At 71.9% G+C, this 16,798-nt stretch carries 15 protein-coding genes; 5 read left to right on the top strand and 10 right to left on the bottom strand.

Translation table 11 applies throughout. The annotated features are described in order from the left end of the window. Positions 1–239: 239 nt before the first annotated feature. Both B0I32_RS31320 and B0I32_RS31315 read right to left on the bottom strand, forming a co-directional pair. Positions 240–977 carry a hypothetical protein gene (locus tag B0I32_RS31320; RefSeq protein WP_106245861.1) on the bottom strand — a complete coding sequence of 246 codons (738 nt, stop codon included), beginning with the start codon at positions 975–977 and terminating at the stop codon, positions 240–242. After that, positions 964–1,479: a SigE family RNA polymerase sigma factor gene (locus B0I32_RS31315; RefSeq protein ID WP_106245859.1), complete on the bottom strand. Its 516-nt coding sequence runs from the start codon at positions 1,477–1,479 to the stop codon at positions 964–966. The genes B0I32_RS31320 and B0I32_RS31315 overlap by 14 nt, the downstream gene beginning before the upstream one ends. 140 nt (positions 1,480–1,619) lie before the next feature. On the opposite strand from B0I32_RS31315, the gene B0I32_RS31310 reads away from it, so the two are divergent. Continuing rightward, a complete protein-coding gene (locus B0I32_RS31310; protein ID WP_106245858.1) occupies positions 1,620–2,510 on the top strand; it encodes a hypothetical protein in 891 nt (296 codons plus the stop codon). A gap of 147 nt (positions 2,511–2,657) precedes the next feature. Here B0I32_RS31310 and B0I32_RS31305 read toward each other — a convergent pair whose 3' ends face one another. Next, on the bottom strand, positions 2,658–3,389 hold the full coding sequence (locus B0I32_RS31305; protein ID WP_106245856.1) for an SDR family NAD(P)-dependent oxidoreductase: 732 nt from the start codon (positions 3,387–3,389) through the stop codon (positions 2,658–2,660). 122 nt (positions 3,390–3,511) lie between these two features. Here B0I32_RS31305 and B0I32_RS31300 point away from each other — a divergent pair, with 122 nt between their 5' ends. After that, the gene (locus tag B0I32_RS31300; RefSeq protein ID WP_245956140.1) at positions 3,512–4,117 is read left to right on the top strand and encodes a TetR/AcrR family transcriptional regulator; all 606 of its coding nucleotides are present in this window, start codon (positions 3,512–3,514) and stop codon (positions 4,115–4,117) included. Between the two features lie 39 nt (positions 4,118–4,156). Here B0I32_RS31300 and B0I32_RS61065 read toward each other — a convergent pair whose 3' ends face one another. Continuing rightward, the gene (locus tag B0I32_RS61065; protein WP_106245853.1) at positions 4,157–5,488 is read right to left on the bottom strand and encodes an NBR1-Ig-like domain-containing protein; all 1,332 of its coding nucleotides are present in this window, start codon (positions 5,486–5,488) and stop codon (positions 4,157–4,159) included. A 323-nt stretch (positions 5,489–5,811) separates the two neighbouring features. On the opposite strand from B0I32_RS61065, the gene B0I32_RS31290 reads away from it, so the two are divergent. Further along, positions 5,812–6,792, top strand: a complete 981-nt coding sequence (locus B0I32_RS31290) for a hypothetical protein (protein WP_146178369.1) — start codon at positions 5,812–5,814, stop codon at positions 6,790–6,792. A 103-nt stretch (positions 6,793–6,895) separates the two neighbouring features. Here the strand turns inward: B0I32_RS31290 and B0I32_RS31285 are convergent, their stop codons facing one another. The 4 genes from B0I32_RS31285 to B0I32_RS31270 all read right to left on the bottom strand — a co-directional run bounded on the left by B0I32_RS31285 (position 6,896) and on the right by B0I32_RS31270 (position 12,769). Next, positions 6,896–7,207 (bottom strand): EthD family reductase, encoded by a 312-nt coding sequence (locus B0I32_RS31285; protein ID WP_106245850.1) that lies wholly within the window; start codon positions 7,205–7,207, stop codon positions 6,896–6,898. 190 nt (positions 7,208–7,397) lie between these two features. After that, the gene (locus tag B0I32_RS31280) at positions 7,398–8,819 is read right to left on the bottom strand and encodes an SLC13 family permease (RefSeq protein ID WP_106245848.1); all 1,422 of its coding nucleotides are present in this window, start codon (positions 8,817–8,819) and stop codon (positions 7,398–7,400) included. Positions 8,820–8,846: 27 nt separating this feature from the next. Beyond that, entirely contained in the window at positions 8,847–11,633 is a 2,787-nt protein-coding gene (locus B0I32_RS31275; protein ID WP_106245847.1) for an FAD-binding and (Fe-S)-binding domain-containing protein, read from the bottom strand. Beyond that, positions 11,630–12,769, bottom strand: a complete 1,140-nt coding sequence (locus B0I32_RS31270; RefSeq protein WP_245956139.1) for a pyridoxal-phosphate-dependent aminotransferase family protein — start codon at positions 12,767–12,769, stop codon at positions 11,630–11,632. The genes B0I32_RS31275 and B0I32_RS31270 overlap by 4 nt, the downstream gene beginning before the upstream one ends. 85 nt (positions 12,770–12,854) lie before the next feature. Here B0I32_RS31270 and B0I32_RS31265 point away from each other — a divergent pair, with 85 nt between their 5' ends. Next, positions 12,855–13,568: an IclR family transcriptional regulator gene (locus B0I32_RS31265; RefSeq protein ID WP_219912089.1), complete on the top strand. Its 714-nt coding sequence runs from the start codon at positions 12,855–12,857 to the stop codon at positions 13,566–13,568. Here B0I32_RS31265 and B0I32_RS31260 read toward each other — a convergent pair. Beyond that, positions 13,557–14,087: a hypothetical protein gene (locus B0I32_RS31260; RefSeq protein ID WP_106245843.1), complete on the bottom strand. Its 531-nt coding sequence runs from the start codon at positions 14,085–14,087 to the stop codon at positions 13,557–13,559. The genes B0I32_RS31265 and B0I32_RS31260 overlap by 12 nt on opposite strands. A 305-nt stretch (positions 14,088–14,392) precedes the next feature. Between B0I32_RS31260 and B0I32_RS31255 the strand changes: the two genes are divergently transcribed. Continuing rightward, on the top strand, positions 14,393–15,724 hold the full coding sequence (locus B0I32_RS31255) for an MFS transporter (protein WP_106245841.1): 1,332 nt from the start codon (positions 14,393–14,395) through the stop codon (positions 15,722–15,724). Between the two features lie 105 nt (positions 15,725–15,829). Here the strand turns inward: B0I32_RS31255 and B0I32_RS31250 are convergent, their stop codons facing one another. Then, positions 15,830–16,711 carry an alpha/beta fold hydrolase gene (locus tag B0I32_RS31250; protein WP_106245840.1) on the bottom strand — a complete coding sequence of 294 codons (882 nt, stop codon included), beginning with the start codon at positions 16,709–16,711 and terminating at the stop codon, positions 15,830–15,832. Between the last annotated feature and the right edge of the window lie 87 nt (positions 16,712–16,798).

Genomic DNA, 16,798 nt, shown 5'->3' with positions numbered 1-16,798 from the left:
ACCGAACAAGGCGACCACGACACCCTCATGACCCTCAACGGCCTCTACGCCGACCTCTACACCCTCCAAGCCGACGCCTACCGCTGACCTGCCGGCCTGACCTGCCGGCCTGACCTCCCGGCCTGGCCCCCCGGTCTGGCTCCCCGGCCTGACCCCCGGACGCCATGAGGGGCGGCCACCGTTCAGGCCGGTGGCCGCGTGCGGCGGCGTCTCATGATCACAGCGTGCGCACATCGTGCTCACATCGTGGAGGTGAGCCCGCGCCCGATCCGCAGCAACTCGGCGTCGACCGCCTCGGTGCCCGAATACTCCTCGGCGTACACCGGGCTGAAGCCGATCTCGGCCCACTGGCTGTCGCTCGTCCGCAGGAACAGGGTGGGGGTGCCCTTCATGCCGTCCTCGCCGACGTGCTGCACGACCAGATAGCCGCTCCGGCCGCCGACGGTGACCGCCTCGCCGTCCGCTTCGTCGCGGTAGGCGGCGATCCGCCGCTCGACCTCCTCGACGGCGCTCCCCTCGTACACCGTGATCACGACCCTGTAGGAGCCCTTGTCGTCGCCCCGGTAGACGTAGGAGACGTGGTAGGTGTCGCCCCAGTCCGCCGACCGGCCCGACCACTCCAGCCCGTCGGGCAGGTAGCCCACCTTCATCCGGCCGAACTCCCTCCCGTCGCCCAGGTCCCCGAGGCTCGGCGGGGCCGACGGCATGGACGGGGTGTCGTCGATGGCGGGCGGTTCCGGCGCCGTGGTGAACGTGCTGCGCTCGACGGCCGTGGGCGTCGTTCCGACGGTGAAGAAGGCGACGGCGGGGGTGGCGACCACGGACGCGGCCACGGACGCGGCCGCCGCCGCGATCCTGATCCTGCGTCTCCTCTCCCTGGTGGAGCGCACCACCCGGCCCATCAGGTCAGGCGCGGCGTGCAGTCCCGCCGTCCCCTCCGTCATGAGCCGGCGGATCTCCTCCTCAAGCGTGGGCATCGGTGATCGCTCCTTCCAGTGTTTCCCGGCCGAGCGCCGAACGGAGCTTGGCCATGGCCTTCGACGCCTGACTCTTGACCGTGCCGACCGAGCATCCGAGCACCTCGGCGGTCTGCGTCTCGGTGAGGTCCTCCCAATAGCGCAGGACGATCACCGCACGCTGCCGGGGCGGCAGCGCGCGCAGCGCGCCCATGAGCACCTGGAACAGGTCCGGGTCACCCGCCCGGACCGCCGTCTCCGGCGGGCTGTGCATGGGGATGATGGTCAGGATCGCCCGGCGGCGGGCGCGGTTGATGGCGGCGTTGACGATGACGCGCCGCACGTAGGCATCCGGATTGTCGTAGCGGGCCACCCGATCCCATTTGCGGTAGGTGCGCTCCAGCGCCGTCTGCAGCAGGTCCTCGGCCTCCGTCGCGTCACCACAGGCGAGGTAGGCGACCCGTAACAAGCTCGTGGCACGTGCGGCCACGAAAGCGCCGAAGTCATGTTCCAGGTCACTCACGGTTCTCCGTCCGATCTCACGCCTTCTGACACACCTCGTCCCTCGTGACGGTTGCCCGATCGTGCGAACATTTCGCGGGCAACCGTTCGTACGGCCCAGCTGTGTGCATGGTTGTGACTTCGAATCGATGGAGCGAACCGATGACGTCCACGACCACGCCGGCCCGGCGGCTGATCATCCTGGGTGTCGCCCTGGCCGCGGGCGCCGCCGTCCTCGGCACGCCGGCGGCCGTCGCGGCCACACCTCCGGAGGGGGCCTACTGGCACACCAGAACGCTGATGACGGAACCCCATCCTGGGCGATTCGGCACCAGAGCGCACCCGTATTCGCTGGTCGAACGGTTCGTCGGCGTACGGTGGAACGCCCCCGACGGCAGGGCCTGGTACGGAGGTCAGAGGCTGGGGACGCTGCCGAAGACGGCGGCGGACAGGAAGGCGTGGCGGCGCGACGGCTCCCCCTCCACGTGGAGCGAATCGCTCGACGGCAAGACGGTGAAGTTGTCCACCAAGCCCGGCCGAGGCTCGGTGAGCCCCGCGCTGAAGGGTCATGACCAGTTCGAGTTCGCGGGGCAGCGGCTGACCTACGACGAGGTTCAGCGCCTGCCCGCCGACCCGGCCGAGCTGAAGGCGTGGCTCATGAAGGCGGGCCAGGTCGGCAGGGAGATGGACCTGTCCGCCTGGGTCGAGGAGACCCTGCCGCTGCTCCTGCACGAAATCCCCGCGCCGAAGCAGGTCCGTGCCGCGGCCTACCAGGCCCTGCTGTCCCTGCCGGGCGCCCGCGTCGACGGCGAGGCCAAGGACGAACTGGGCAGATCCGGCGCCGCCCTCGTGATCGACAGGCCGGGCGGTAAAGCGAAGGGGGCGCCGTCGACCAGGGTGCGGATGATCGTCGACACCGGCAGGATGGTGCTGCTGGCCGTGGACCAGCTGGGCACGTCCGGCGGCAGGGCATCCGCGGAGTGGTCGTACCGGAAGACGCTGGCCGAGGTCGGCTGGACCGACGCGCCGCCCGCCGCGCCGGCCCAGCCCTGACACGCCGCCCCAGCCCTGACACGCCGCCCCAGCCCTGACACGCCGCCCCAGCCCTGACACGCCGCCCCAGCCCTGACACGCCGGTCCTGTCCCGACACGTCGGCTGGTCCAAGCGGTGGGCGGGACGGCTTGGGCGCGGCGGGCGCGTCAGGCGGCCGCGGCGGCTTCCAGGCTGAAGGCGCGCGGCGGGCCGGTGAGGGTCGCCTTCGCGTCGGCGCCGATCCGGTCGAGGATCTCGATCTCCCCCGCCTCCAGCCCGTCCAGGGCGAGCCGGACGAGGTCGGCCGGGTCCAGCAGCGCGCCTTCGCGGAATTCGACGCCGGCGTTCGCGGCGAAGTCCCGCAACGTCTCCGTGGCGATGAGCCCGGGGACGAGGGCGGCGACATGTGTTCCCTGGCCGGCCAGTTCCACCCGGACACCGTTGGTCAGGCCCCACTGCGCGGACTTGGCGGCGGCGTAGGCGGTGTTGCCGTCGACGGTGGTCCAGGCCACGGCCGACAGGACGTTGAGGATGGCGCCGCCGCCGTTGCGGGCCAGCACGGGAGCGAACGCCCGGATCATGGCGAGGGTGCCGTAGTAGTTCGAGTCCATCGTCAGCCGGATGGCGTCGAGGTCTCCGGTCACCAGGTTCCCGCCGGCGGTGAACGCGGCGTTGTTGATGAGGAGGTCGACGTCGGTGGCGACGGCGGCGGCCGCCTCGACGGACTCCTGGTCGGTGATGTCCAGGCGTAGCACCTCGGCGCCGGGGACGTCCACGAGTTCGGGACGGCGGGCGGTGGCGTAGACCTTCGCCCCGCGCCGCAGCAGTTCGACGGCGAAGTGGTGGCCGATGCCGCGGTTCGTGCCGGTGACGAGCGCGGTGGCGCCGTGCAGTTCCATCGGTGACTCTCCTGAGATCCGACCTGCTGACCCCGGCGATCGTAAGATGACCGCTGGGTCAAGTTGACTCCGCGAACCTATCCGCAACATGACCTCTCGGTCAACTTGCTAGAATGCCGTCTGTGACCAGGCCTGATCGCCGTCCCCTGCGCGCGGACGCGGCACGCAACCGCGAACTCCTTCTGGCCGCGGCGGCGGACGAGTTCGCCGAGCGGGGCATCGACGCCTCGATGGCCGACATCGCCCGCCGGGCGGGTGTGGCGAAGGGCACCGTCTTCGCCCACTTCGCCACGAAGGAGGAGTTGATCGCCGCGATCGTCGGCGACCACTTCGCCGCGCTCACCGCCGTCGCCCGCAACCTGCTCGACTCGGCCGATCCCGGGGCGGCGCTGCTGGAGTTCCTCACCGTGGCCGCGGGCGGGCAGCGGCAACACGACCTGGCGTTCCTGCAGACGGTCGCCGAGGGCGACTCCGAGGTGACCGAACTTCGGAACGAGTTCCACGCGAGCATCGGAGCGCTGGTCGACCGGGCCCGTGACGCGGGCGCCGTCCGGGCCGACATCACCGGCACCGACGTCCTGCTGCTCATCTGCGCACCGGTGCACGCGATCGGCTTCCTGGCGAACCCGGAGCCGGACCTGTGGCGGCGCTACCTCGCCATCATCTTCGACGGGTTGCGCCCCGAGGGCGCCAACCCCCTGCCCCGACCGGCGCCGAGCTGGCCCTGACCGGCGCCTGCGGCCGCCATGGCCAGGGGATGCAGGGGGTCAGGCCACGGTGACGTCGAGGAAGATCGGCCGCTTGCCCGCGAGCAGCGGGCTGCCGTCCTCGTCGGTCATCTTCCAGTAGATCTTGCAGCGGCCGGGGGAGCCGGCGGCGCGCACGCGCACGGTGATGTCGACCGAGTCGCCCGGCGCGACCGGCCCGATCCCGACCCGCTTGGGCGCCTTGCACGGCGTGTCGTTCATCCGGGTCAGATAGCGCCCGTGCCACGGGACGTTGCCCGTGTTGCGGATGCGCCAGGTCTTGTCGAAGGACTCTCCCGACTCGACGACGGTGCCGTCGGGGTAGGTCACGTCCTTCTCGAACTTCGAGTCGTCGAACGGCACGAGGGACGGGGACGTGCTGGGTGGGGTGGTCGGCCCGGTTTTGGCGTCGCCGGTGATGAGCGGCAGCACCCAGCCGATGAGGATCGCCGCCACCCCCACCACGCCGGTGACGGCCGCCAGCACGGTCAGCCGCTTGCCCGACGCGGGACGACCGGGGGAGGCGGGGGCCGCGGCGGGCTGATCGCCAGTGGACGGGCCGGACCCGGATCGGGGTCCGGTGCCTGGGTCGGTGGACGGGCCGGACCCGGGCGGAGGGCCTGCGGGCGGGAGCTCGCCGTCGGTGGATTGCGGACGGCCGTCCGTGGAGGTGCGCCGGTGATCGGCGGATGGAGATGGTCGTTCCGTGGACGAGGAGTCCTGGCCCGTGGACGAAGGCCGATGCTCGGCCGAAGGCGCGTGCTCCCGCGAGGGCTCGCCGGTCGACGCCGGCAGCCCGGACTCGGCGGGCGTGCCGGTGGACGGTGGCAGCGGCCCGGACTGGGCGGGCGTACCGGTGGACGGTGACAACGGCCCGGACTCGGCGGGCGAGCCGGCGGACGGTGGCGGCGTCCCGGAGCCGGCCGGCGCGCCTGGCGCGGCGCCTTCACGGTGGACGGGACGGTCGGGCGCGGTGCCCTCGGCCGGCCCGGTCGGACCGGCGTCGCTGTAGCCGAGGTTGGCGGCGCGTTCCCAGTGGGTGCGCCACTCGCGCCGGACCTCCTCCGGGTTTCCGCCCAGCCGGTCGACGGCCAGGACCCGGACGAACTCCCAGGTGGTCTCCCAGCTCGGCAGCGCGCTGCCCCGGGCCGCCGCCGCCAGCGACGACTTCGAGGCCGCCGCCCCGAGGCGGGAGGCCATGTCGGCGAAGGACGGGTCGCCCGCCCGCTCCTTGAGCTCCCAGAGGCGGTGGGCGAACAGCGCGACGGGGCCGGACTCGGGATCCGGCCGGATGGGCCTGCGCCCGCGCCGGGTTCCCGTGCTGTCGTCCCGTGATTCGGGCGACTCCGTCATCACACCCCTGCTTCGATCGACCGCCCCGCTACGGCTTCCATCGCATCACACCAAGAGCAAGGGAGGCTACCAAACGCCGGGTCAGAGTGTGCGGCGGCCCAAGACGGCCCCAAAGACGGCCCCGAGACGGCCCCGAGACGGCCCCGAGGCGGCCAGGTGACGGCCCCGTGACGGCGGTGCGGCGGCCCTGGGGCGGCGGAAACAGCGCGGATGGCGGCCGTTTCGGCGCAAGTCGCCTCATTGTTGGGCGAACGGGGCGGCGGATGGTGCCGGACGGTGATGAACGCTTGACGGGAAGCGTCCGGCCGGTTAAACGACAAGCTATGACGACGGTGACGACACGGCTCCGCAACGCAATGTCCAACCTGGACCTCGGCATCGTGCTGATCGTGGCCGCCGCCGTCAGCATCCTCGATCTGCTGGAGGTGTTCGAGGACGGGCAGTCCGACAAGCTGATCCTGCCGGTCCTGGCGCTGCTCGCGTACGTGTGGATCAGGGACAGGAACCGGCAGGCCAGGGTCGCCGAGCAGATCACCGCCATGTCGCGGGCCACCGACGGGATGTGGACGTTGCTGTCCAGCGGCGACTCCGTCAAGTCGCTGAACGGGGCGGCCATCACCCGCTTACTCGCCGAGGCGCGCAAGGACAGCGATCTGTGGCTGTTCAAGGGCGGCACCGGCACCTACATCCGGGCGGTCACCCTGCCGGAATGCGTGGAGCGCGCGATCCACACGCGGAGACGGATGCGCTTCCTGCTCGAACTGCTCGACCCGACGAACAAGGCGTTGTGCGCGGCGTACACGCAACTGCACCGCAGTCTGTCGTCCGACGGCGCCGAGGAGAAGGGATGGACGGCGCTCGACACGCGGAAGGACGTCTATGCCACCATCCTCGCGGCGTGCTGGTACCAGCAGCGCAACGGCCGGCTGCTGGACCTGAAGATCGGGCTCTCCGACACCTTCTCCCTGTTCCGCTGCGACCTCACCTCGACCCACCTCGTGATCACCCAGCGCGGCCCCGAGTTCCCCGGGCTGGCGATCCCGCGCGACAGCGCCCACTACCACCCGTGGAACGTCGAGCTGGAGACCAGCCTCGACCAGACCCGGCTGCTGGAGCTGGGCCGGGCGCCGCAGCTCAGCGCCCAGCCCACGGTGGCGGAGACGCGGGAGCTGTTCGTGGCGCTGGCCATTCCGCTGACGGAGGAGTTCACGGACTCCGACGTGAAGGCGATCGCCCGTGGCGCGCTCAGCCGCGTCGACCCCTACCAGGGGCGGGTGCCGGTGCCCGCCCCTTCGATCAACTGAGATCGCGAGATCGCCGGCCTTCCGGTGGCGATCAGAGCGGCGATCGGCGCGGCGATCAGAGCGGCGATCGGCGTGACGGTCGGAGTGGTGGCCGGAGTGGCGGTCAGACCACCACGCCGGCGGGCCCGGTGAGTATCGTGGTGCCCGCCCCGGCGAAGTTCGCCAGGTCGGCCACGGCCGCCTTGCCTTCCTCGCCGGACATGGCCGCGCCGAACGCCGCCTCGTCGTCGAAGGTCAGCACCGCGACCAGATGGTAGGCGGGCGGCCGGCCCCCCGCCGCGGCGGGACGCGTGACGGTGTACGAGCGCAGCCCCGGCAGCCGGGCCGCCAGCGGCGCGTGCGTCTCGTCGTAGTGCTTGTCGAAGGCCTCGGCGCTCTCGGGGTGGTTGTAGAGAACGATGAGCTGAAATGCCACGGTCTGCCTCCACGATCGGGTTGTGCCTACGATGAAACCTCCCCCGGAGCCCGCGCGATAGGCCCGGCTCCGCTCCCACCTCCACTGACGGCCTGGCCGGGCCCGCCGTCGCCCCCGAACGGGCTGGACGGCGAGGCCCGGTCAGGAGCGGACGGCGGCGGCCGGGGCCGGACCCGGGGCCGGCCCGGGGTCAGCCCAGCCAGCCGGGCGCGACCAGGACGGCCCAGGCGGCCAGCGGGCCGACCAGGACGATCACCGCGCCGTAGGCGAGGAGTTTGCGGTAGAAGTCGTCCCGCGCCATGCCCCTGACGTTGGCCACCAGCAGCGCCCCCGTCGTCGAGAACGGGCTGACGTCCACGATCGCCGACGACACCGACAGCGCCGCGATCATCGCGATCGGACCCAGGCTGCCCTGCGACAGCAGCGGCACGGCCAGCGGCACCAGCGCGCCGAGGATGCCCACGGTCGAGGCGAACGCCGACACGACGCCGCCGACGTAGCAGATGAGCAGCGCGACCAGCAGCGGGATGCCGATCGCGGCCACCGCCGAGCCGACGTAGTCCACGGTGCCGATCTCCTGGAGCACGCCCACGTACGTGACGACGCCGCAGATCAGCAGCACGGTCGGCCAGGCCACCCGCTCGACGGCGCCCTTGTTCGTCTTGGGGGAGGTGAGCGAGAGGACGACGGCGACGGTGACGGCGGTCAGGCCGACGTCCAGCTTGAACACCAGCACGGCCACGCAGAGCGCGACGATGCCGGTCAGCGTGAGCGCCTGGTGCGGGGTGAGCCGCAGTCCGCCGCCGGTCGCGGTGTCCCGGGTCGTCGCGGTGGTCACCCCGCCACCGCCGGAGGCGCCGGACGCGTCGTCGCCGTCCGGGCCGGCCACGGACGAAGCGGTCCCGGACGAAACAGCCACGGACGGAACAGCCCCGGACGGCGCAGAACCGGACGAAACGGCCCCGGACGGGGCGGGGGCGCCGGGCAGGGACTCCAAGGTGCCGCGCCGCAGCAGTTCCCGCCCCCCGAAGACGAAGAAGACGACCACCGCGGCGGCGGCGTTGAAGGCGAAGCTGGCCAGGAACAGCACCAGGTTGTTCCCGGGCAGGTTCGCGTCGGCGGTGACGCCGTTCACGATCCCGCCGAGCACGCTGATCGGCGAGAACGCCCCCGCCTGCGTCCCGTGCGCGACCATCAGCCCGATCAGCATCGCGTGGATCCGGTACTCGGCCGCGAACCCGAACGCGATCGGCGCCAGGATCGCCGCCACCGCGGGCGCCGGCGCCCCCACGGCCGTGAGCAGCGCGGAGATGACGAAGACGACGGGCGGGATGGCCGCCAGCCGCCCCCGTACGAGATGCACCGCGGCCCGGACGAGCCAGTCCACGGTGCCGTTGTTGGTGGCGATGGCGAACAGGAGCGTCACCCCGACGAGGATCACGAAGAGGCTGCCGGGGAAGGCGTCGAGAATCTGGTCGGTCTCCATGCCGGCGGCCAGCGTGCCGACCAGGAAGGCGCCGACGAGGGCCAGCGCTCCCAGGTTCACGGGGAAGAGGGTGGCCACGACGAACATGACGATGAGGGCGAGAATGGACAGGAGCTCTGCGGACACTGCGTACTCCGATCTCCCCCGAACGTGTTATGGCAGCCCGGCCGCCCTGTGAATCAGCTCGACCGGGTGAAGAGCGGTGCGGGACGCGCCGTGGGCGATCTGCTGGCGGCACGAGACCCCCGTGGCCGCGAGCAGCGTGTCGGGCGAGGACGCGGCGATCGCCGGGAAGAGCCGGAGGCCGCCGATCTTCATGGACAGGTCGTAGTGCTCGGCCTCGAAGCCGAACGATCCGGCCATTCCGCAGCAGCCGGCGTCGATCTCCGTCACCTCCGCTCCCGGGATCCTGGACAGCAGCGCGTACGTGGCGGTGGTGCCGGTGACGGCCTTCTCGTGGCAGTGGCCGTGCAGCAGGATCCGGCGGTCCTTGAGCGCGTCCCCGAGCACGAGCGAGCCGTCGTCGACGGCCCGCACCAGCAGTTCGGGGACGAGCCTGGCCCTGGCCGCGACGTCGGCCACCCGGGGGTCGCCGGGGAGCAGGGCGGCGTACTCGTCCTTGAGGGTGAGCAGGCAGGACGGTTCGAGGCCGACGATGGGGGCGTCGGAGTCGGCCAGGCGGCCGACCAGATCCGCGGCCATCGTACGAGCCTGGTCGAGCAGGCCCTTGGAGAGGCTGGAGCGCCCGCAGCAGCCCTTCGACTCCAGGCGGACCCGGTAGCCGGCGTGTTCCAGCAGTTCGACGGCGGCGCGGCCGACGGCGGGCTCGGTGAAGGTGGTGAAGGAGTCGGCCAGCAGGATGACCTCGCGCCCGCCCCCCGGCTCGGGGCGGCGGGAGAACCAGCGCGGCAGGGTGTCGCGCCGGAAGCGGGGAAGGGGGCGGCGCCGGCTCAGGCGGAGCGGGCCGCGTACGGCGCCGGCCAGCCAGTTCGACAGCGGCGCGGTGGCCGAGCCGAGCCGGTTGAGCGTCCTGATCGCGCCGAAGGCCCGCGAGCGCAGCGGCACGCCGTGCGTCTGCTGGTACTGGTGCAGGAACTCGCTCTTCATCGCGGCCATGTCCACCCCGAGCGGGCACTCCGACTGGCACGCCTTGCACTCCAGGCAGAGGTCGAGGATGCCGTGCAGCCGCTCGTCGCCCAGCTCCCGCCGCGGGTCGGGCGCAGACAGCGCCTTGACCAGGGCATTGGCCCGGCCGCGGGTGGAGTGCTCCTCCTCGCGGGTGGCCATGTACGACGGGCACATGACGCCGGTGTCGTCCTTGCGGCACACGCCGATGTTCATGCACCGGTCGGCCGCCGCGTGCATGCCTCCCGGGCCGAAGGAGAGCGTGGTGGCCAGGGGCTTCGGCTCGGGCCGCGCGGGGTCGCGCAGGTGGTCGGTCATCGGCGGCGCGTCCACGATCTTGCCGGGGTTGAGCCTGCCATGGGGGTCGAAGATCTGCTTGACCCGCCGCATCGCCTCGTAGATCGGGTCGCCGAACAGCCGCCGGTTGAACTCGGAGCGGGCCAGCCCGTCGCCGTGCTCGCTGGAGTTGACGCCGCCGTGCCTGGCGGCCAGCTCGGCGACCTCCTCGGCCACCGCCCGCATCGTCTCGATCCCGCCGGGCGCGCGCAGGTCGACGAACGGGCGGATGTGCAGGCAGCCGACCGAGCAGTGGCCGTAGAAGCCGGCGTTCAGCCCGTGGCGGCCGAGGATCCGGGCGAACTCCTCCACGTACGGCACCAGCCGGTCGGGCGGCACGGCCGTGTCCTCCACGAAGGCGAGCGGCCTGCGGCTGCCGACGCTGGAGGCCATCAGCAGGCCGAGCCCCGCCTTGCGCACCTTGAGCACCGCCGACTGCTCCCGCGCGGTGACGGCCTTGAGCGTGTGGTAGCCGTGGCCGTTCGCCTTCCAGGTGGCGGCGAGCTTGCCGACGCGGTCGGCCACCTCGGCCGGCCCGTCGCCGAAGAACTCCACGAACAGCAGCGCCCGCGGCTCGCCCTCCAGGATGTCGCCCAGGCCCGCGTAGTCCACCCGCTGCCTGGACAGGTCGAGGATGGCCTTGTCCAGCAGTTCGACCGAGGCCGCGCCGAACGACAGGGCGTCGGCGGTGGCGGCGATGGCGGCCGGGGTCGAGGTGAAGTGGCCGACGGCGATGGCCTTGGCCCTGGGCAGCTCCACCAGCCCCACCGTGGCCTCGGTGACCACGGCCAGGGTGCCCTCGGAGCCGACCATCAGCTTGGTCAGGTCGCCGCCGGCGGCGGCGTCGAGGCGGTAGCCGCCCGAGTGCCGCCAGAAGCGCGGGAAGCCCGACAGGTCGAGCCCGCCCAGCACCTCGGCGACCGCGCCGTTCAGCCGGGCGTCGCCGGCCAGGTCGGGGGTGGTGGCGTCGGCGAGCACGACCCGCAGCGCCCGCACGTGGTCGATGGTGGAGCCGTACAGGACGGAGTGGCTGCCGGCGGAGTTGTTGCCGATCATCCCGCCGATCGTGGCCCGGTTGCTGGTGGAGGTGTCGGGGCCGAACATCAGCCCGTGCTTGCGGGCGGCCCGGTTGAGCTGGTCCTGGACGACGCCGGGCTGCACCCGGGCGGTGCGGCCGTCGATCTCCAGGATGCGGTTCATGTGCCGGGAGAAGTCCACGATCACCGCCGCGCCCACGGTCTGGCCGGCCAGGCTGGTGCCCGCTCCGCGCGGCAGGACCGGCACGCCCAGCTCGCCGCAGGCCGCGACCAGGGCCTGCACGTCGTCGGTGTGACGGGGGAAGGCGACGGCCAGCGGCTCGATGGCGTACATGCTGGCGTCGGAGGAGTAGAGGTGCCTGGTGTAGGGGTCGTCCCTGACGTCACCGGACAGGATCGGGGCCAGCTCGCGGGCCAGGCTGTCTGGTCGCGCCAGGCTCATCGGGCGGACTCCAGATGGGCCAGCGCCGCCCTGACGCCGCCCTCCTTGATCGGCACTCCGGCCGCGCGCAGGCCCATCTCGACCCCGCTCAGCGTGCCGGCCAGCATGAGGTCGTTGAAGTGGCCGAGATGCCCGATCCTGAAGACGCGCCCGGCCAGCCGCCCGAGGCCCGTCCCGAGCGACATGTCGTAGCGCTCCAGGATCAGCCGCCTGACCGCGTCGGCGTCGTGGCCGTCCGGCATCAGCACGGCGGTCAGCGAGCTGGAATGTTCGCGCTCGTCGGCGCAGAGCACCTCCAGCCCCCATCCGCGCACGGCCAGTCTGGTCGCCTCGGCGTGCCGGTCGTGCCGGGCGAACACCGCCGCCAGGCCCTCCTCCTCCAGCATGACGAGCGCCTCGCGCAGCCCGTACAGCAGGTTGGTGGGCGGCGTGTACGGGAAGAAGCCCTGCCGGTTGGCCGCGATGATCGGATCCCAGTCCCAGTACGAGCGGGGCAGCCGCCCCCGGCGCGCCAGCGCCTTCTCGCTGACCGCGTTGAAGCCGATGCCCGGCGGCAGCATCAGCCCCTTCTGCGAGCAGCCGACGGTCACGTCCACGCCCCACTCGTCGTGGCGGTAGTCCATCGAGCCGAGCGACGAGATCGTGTCCACCAGCAGCAGCGCGTCGTGACCGGCCCGGTCGAGGGCGTAGCGGATCTCGGGGACGCGGCTGCGCACCCCGGTCGAGGTCTCGTTGTGCACCACCATGACGGCGGCCACGTCGGGGGTCAGGCGTTCGGCCAGCGCGACGGGGTCGGCGCCGTGCCGCCAGTCGCCCGGCACCAGGTCCACGACCAGGCCCAGCCGGGCGGCCATCTCACACCACAGCGAGGAGAAGTGCCCGGTCTCGAACGCCAGCACCTTCTCACCGGGCGACAGCGTGTTGACCAGCGCCGCCTCCCAGGCGCCCGTACCGGAGGAGGGGTAGACCACGACGGGGCCGCTCGTCGCGAACACGACCTTCAGCCGCTCCAGCAGCTCGCCCGCCAGCCGGGCGAACGCGGGCCCCCGATGGTCGATCGTGGGCTGGGCGATCGCGCGCAGCACCCGGTCGGGGACGTTCGTCGGCCCGGGGATCTGCAGGAAATGCCGGCCCACCGTCTTCTCCACCTCCGTGCCATCACACGGCACAGCGTGCCGCCGTGCGGTTCATTAACATTAAAATCAGCCCGTAGAGGAGTCAATGATGCAGAACGTGATCAACGCCCTCCGGGTGCTCGAAGAGGTCGCCGCGCGCCAGCCGATCGGCGTCGGCGAGCTGGCCAGAGAGCTCGGCCTGCCGAAGAGCACGGTGCAGCGCTCGCTGCGGACGCTGAACGAGGCCGGCTGGATCAGGCCCGCCGGGGGCGAGGTCACCCGCTGGCAGGTCACCAGCAAGGCGCTGCAGATCGCCCGTACGACCGAGCTGGGGTTGCGTGACGCGGCCATGCCGGTCATGGAGGAGCTGCGCCAGCGCACCGGCGAGACGATCCACCTCATGGTGCCCGAGGGCGACGCGGTCGTGCTGATCGAACGGCTGGAGACCGACAAGCCGCTACGCATCGTGCTGCCGCTCGGCATCAGGCTGCCCCTGCACGCCTCGGCCAACGGCAAGGCCGTCCTCGCCCACCTCCGCCGCCCCGCCGGCACGCTGCTCGGCTACACCGGCACCACGATCACCGACCCCGACGCGCTGCGGGCCGAGCTGGACGGGGTGCTCGCGCGTGGCTACGCCGACAACCGGGGCGAGTGGCGATCCGACATCGCCGCCGTCGCCGCCGCGGTGCTCGGCCCCGACGGGCCGGTCGCCAGCCTCAGCGTCTCCACCCCGGCCAGCCGCATGCCGGAGCCACTGCGCGCCGAGTACGGCAAGCTCGTCACCCAGGCCGCCAGAACGCTGACCGAGTCACTCGGCTGATGGAGACGCCGACGGCGAGGCCGACTGAGGGGGCGGAGCGGTGGCCGGGGACGTCGGGGACGGCGGCGCCTGGGGCGCGGCCGGCAGGTCGGCGAAGTGGCCGGTCCGCGTCTTGACCGGCACCATCAGCCGCACCGGCTTCGCCTCCTTGAACGTGAACGTCATCGGCACCGTCCCCGCCCGCACGCCGCTGACCGTGCCGAGCGGCTGGTTGCCGGTGCCGACCGGCTGGTTCGGCGGCAGCGCGAGCGGCCCGGCGAGCTGGACCGAGCCGCCCCCCTCGACCGTGATCCGCTCGACCTGGTCGGGCCGCCCGGCCTCGTTGACCAGCACCCCGAACAGGGTCTCCGGCGGGGCGGAGGCGTCCTGGCCGGCGCCGCGCAGCAGGAAGACGTTGCGCAGACGCAGGCTGTCGCCCACGTCGGCGTTCGCGCCGTCGTTCTGCGGAACCCTGTTGGCCTCGTCGAGCCCCGCCTTCGCGCAGCCGCCGGCCGCCAGGGTGAGGGTCAGGGCGAGCACGGCGCGGACGACGGGACGCGAGCTGAGACGCGGGCTGGGACACGAGCTGAGACGCGGGCTGGGACACGGGGTGAGACGCGGGGTGAGACGCGGGGTGAGACGCGGACGCATCGCTAGGTCCTCCTCATGCGGCAGAGCCCTTCCGCTACCCCCGGACACCCGCCGCAACCAGGCACGATCCCCCTCGCCCGCGTGCGCGCGCGTGCCGCCGATCCGCGCCGATCCGCGATGATTTCGCCTCGTGACCGTCGATCATCCTTGATGTACCGTCACCGTTAACGCGCGACCTACCCCAGGAGCGGTAGATGGTTGAGCAGCAAGGACTCGACGCGACAGGTCAGCAGAAGAGACGGCAACTGGTCCGGGCGGTGATCGCCTCCGCCGTGGGGACCTCGATCGAATGGTACGACTTCTTCCTCTACGGCTTCGCCGCCAGCACCATCTTCGCGGAGCTGTTCTTCCCCACAAGCGACCCCACGACGGGCCTGCTGCTCGCCCTCGGCACCTACTTCGGCGGCTTCGCCGCCCGCCCCATCGGCGCGGCGATCTTCGGCCACTACGGCGACCGCATCGGCCGCAAGGCCACCCTCATCATCACCCTGCTCAGCATGGGCATCGCCACCGCCCTCGTGGGCCTGGTGCCCACGTACGAGCAGATCGGCATCTGGGGCGGCATCCTGCTCACCCTGCTGCGCCTGCTCCAGGGCATCAGCGTCGGCGGCGAGTGGGGCGGCTCGGTGCTCCTCGCCACCGAGTGGGGCAAGTCGCGCGGCGGCAAGCGCGGCTTCCTCGGCAGCTGGCCGCAGTTCGGCGTGCCCGTCGGGCTCGTGCTCGGCTACCTGGCGCTGCAGGTGTTCCAGCCCATCGACCCCTACTGGGGCTGGCGCATCCCGTTCCTGCTCAGCATCGTGATGGCGGCCGTCGGCCTGTACATCAGGCTCGGCATCCTGGAGACGCCCGTCTTCGCCAAGCTCGTCGCCGAGAACAAGGTCGAGCGGGTGCCCGTACGCCAGGTGCTGGCCAAGAACTGGCGCGAGATCGTGCTCAGCGCGCTGCTGCGCACCGGCCAGCAGGCGCCGTTCTACATCTTCACCGTCTTCATCCTCACCTACGCCACCAAGACCCTCGGCTTCGAGGCCAGTGACGTCTACACGTACGTCATCGTGGCCGGGCTCGTCTCCCTGGTCACGGTGCCGTTCTGGGGCTACATCTCCGACCTCGTGGGCCGGAGAAGGCTCTACATCGTCGGCGCCGCGCTCATGGTGGTGTGGTCGTTCATCTACTGGCCGCTGCTCGACACCCGCGTCCCGTCGCTGGTCTTCCTGGCCATCGTGCTGGCCGCGCCCATCCACGACATCCAGTACGGGCCGCAGGCCACGTTCATCGCCGAGAGCTTCACCGGCCGGCTGCGCTACAGCGGCGCCTCCCTCGGCTACCAGCTCGCCTCACTGACGGCCGGCGGGCCCGCGCCGCTGATCGCGGTCTGGCTGTACGCGACCTACCAGAGCTCGTTCGCCATCGCCGTCTACATGGCGATCTGCTCGGTGATCAGCATCGTGGCGGCGTTCGCGCTGAAGGATCGCTCGCAGCAGGACTACGCGGTCGAGTACGACGAGGTGAAACCCACGACCGGATAGCCGCGCTCATCCGCCCGCGACCGGCACGCCCTGCGCCCTCCAGAACGCGCGCAGGGCGTGCCGGCCGGTCCGTCCCGTCAATTACCGGGCCAATTACCGGGCCAATTACCGGGCGAGCAGGCTGCGCAGGGCGGAGACCACCTCGGCCGGGGCCTCCTCGGCCATGAAGTGGCCGCAGCCGACCGTACGGTGGTCCAGGTCGGACGCCCAGGCCCGCCACAGCTCCGCGGCGTCGAACCCGAGCGCCGCCCCCCAGTCCTGCTGCAGCACCGTCACCGGCATCCCGAGCCGCCGGCCCGCCCGCCGGTCCTCCTCGTCGTGCTCGACGTCGATGGTCGCCGTGGCCCGGTAGTCGGCCACGATCGACGGCACCGCCTCCCGGGACGCCTTCAGGTACGCCGCGCGTACGTCCGCCGGGATCGCGTCCGGGTCCTTGACCCACAGATCGAGGAAGTACCCGAAGAACGCGTCCGCCTCGGCGGCGATCATCCTTTCTGGCAGGCCCGGTGGCTGGGCCATCAGATACAGGTGGAAGCCGACCGCCGCCGCCCGGCCATGCATGACGTCCCAGCTGTCCAGGGTGGGCAGCACGTCCAGCGAGGCCAGATGGGTGACGACGCCCGGATGGTCGAGCCCGGCCCTGACGGCGACCAGCGCACCCCGGTCGTGCCCGGCCAGCGCGAACCGGTCGTACCCGAGCGCCTTGGCCAGGGCGACGACGTCGGCGGCCATGGTGCGCTTGGAGTAGGTGGTGCCGTCCGCGTCGGCCGGCGGCTTGTCGCTGTCGCCGTACCCGCGCAGATCAGGACAGATGACGGTGTGATCGGCGGCCAGATCCGCGGCGACGTGCCGCCACATGAGATGAGTCTGCGGAAACCCGTGCAACAGCACGACCGGGCTCCCCGACCCGCCGACCGCGACGTTGAGCGCCACACCGTCGGCCACGGTGACGCGTTTCCCGGCGAACCCCGGAATGGTGAGTGACATGTCGGCTCCTCGCCGTCTCGAACCCGTCTCGCTACGGCCCCCACCCTGCCCACCCCCACTCAGCAGCCAGTCAGCACGCGGTCAGTC

Origin of the sequence: Nonomuraea fuscirosea (genome assembly GCF_003001935.1) — a bacterium.
Classification (GTDB): Bacteria; Actinomycetota; Actinomycetes; order Streptosporangiales; family Streptosporangiaceae; genus Nonomuraea; species Nonomuraea fuscirosea.
The sequence above is the reverse complement of the archived record's forward strand: the minus strand, read 5'-3'. Positions and strand labels throughout refer to the sequence as shown.

Coding starts and splice junctions, on each gene's coding strand:
- B0I32_RS31320 (WP_106245861.1), bottom strand. CDS start 977: ATGCCCACGCTTGAGGAGGAGATCCGCCGGCTCATGACGGAGGGGACG.
- B0I32_RS31310 (WP_106245858.1), top strand. CDS start 1,620: ATGACGTCCACGACCACGCCGGCCCGGCGGCTGATCATCCTGGGTGTC.
- B0I32_RS31305 (WP_106245856.1), bottom strand. CDS start 3,389: ATGGAACTGCACGGCGCCACCGCGCTCGTCACCGGCACGAACCGCGGC.
- B0I32_RS61065 (WP_106245853.1), bottom strand. CDS start 5,488: ATGACGGAGTCGCCCGAATCACGGGACGACAGCACGGGAACCCGGCGC.
- B0I32_RS31290 (WP_146178369.1), top strand. CDS start 5,812: ATGACGACGGTGACGACACGGCTCCGCAACGCAATGTCCAACCTGGAC.
- B0I32_RS31275 (WP_106245847.1), bottom strand. CDS start 11,633: ATGAGCCTGGCGCGACCAGACAGCCTGGCCCGCGAGCTGGCCCCGATC.
- B0I32_RS31265 (WP_219912089.1), top strand. CDS start 12,855: ATGATGCAGAACGTGATCAACGCCCTCCGGGTGCTCGAAGAGGTCGCC.
- B0I32_RS31255 (WP_106245841.1), top strand. CDS start 14,393: ATGGTTGAGCAGCAAGGACTCGACGCGACAGGTCAGCAGAAGAGACGG.
- B0I32_RS31250 (WP_106245840.1), bottom strand. CDS start 16,711: ATGTCACTCACCATTCCGGGGTTCGCCGGGAAACGCGTCACCGTGGCC.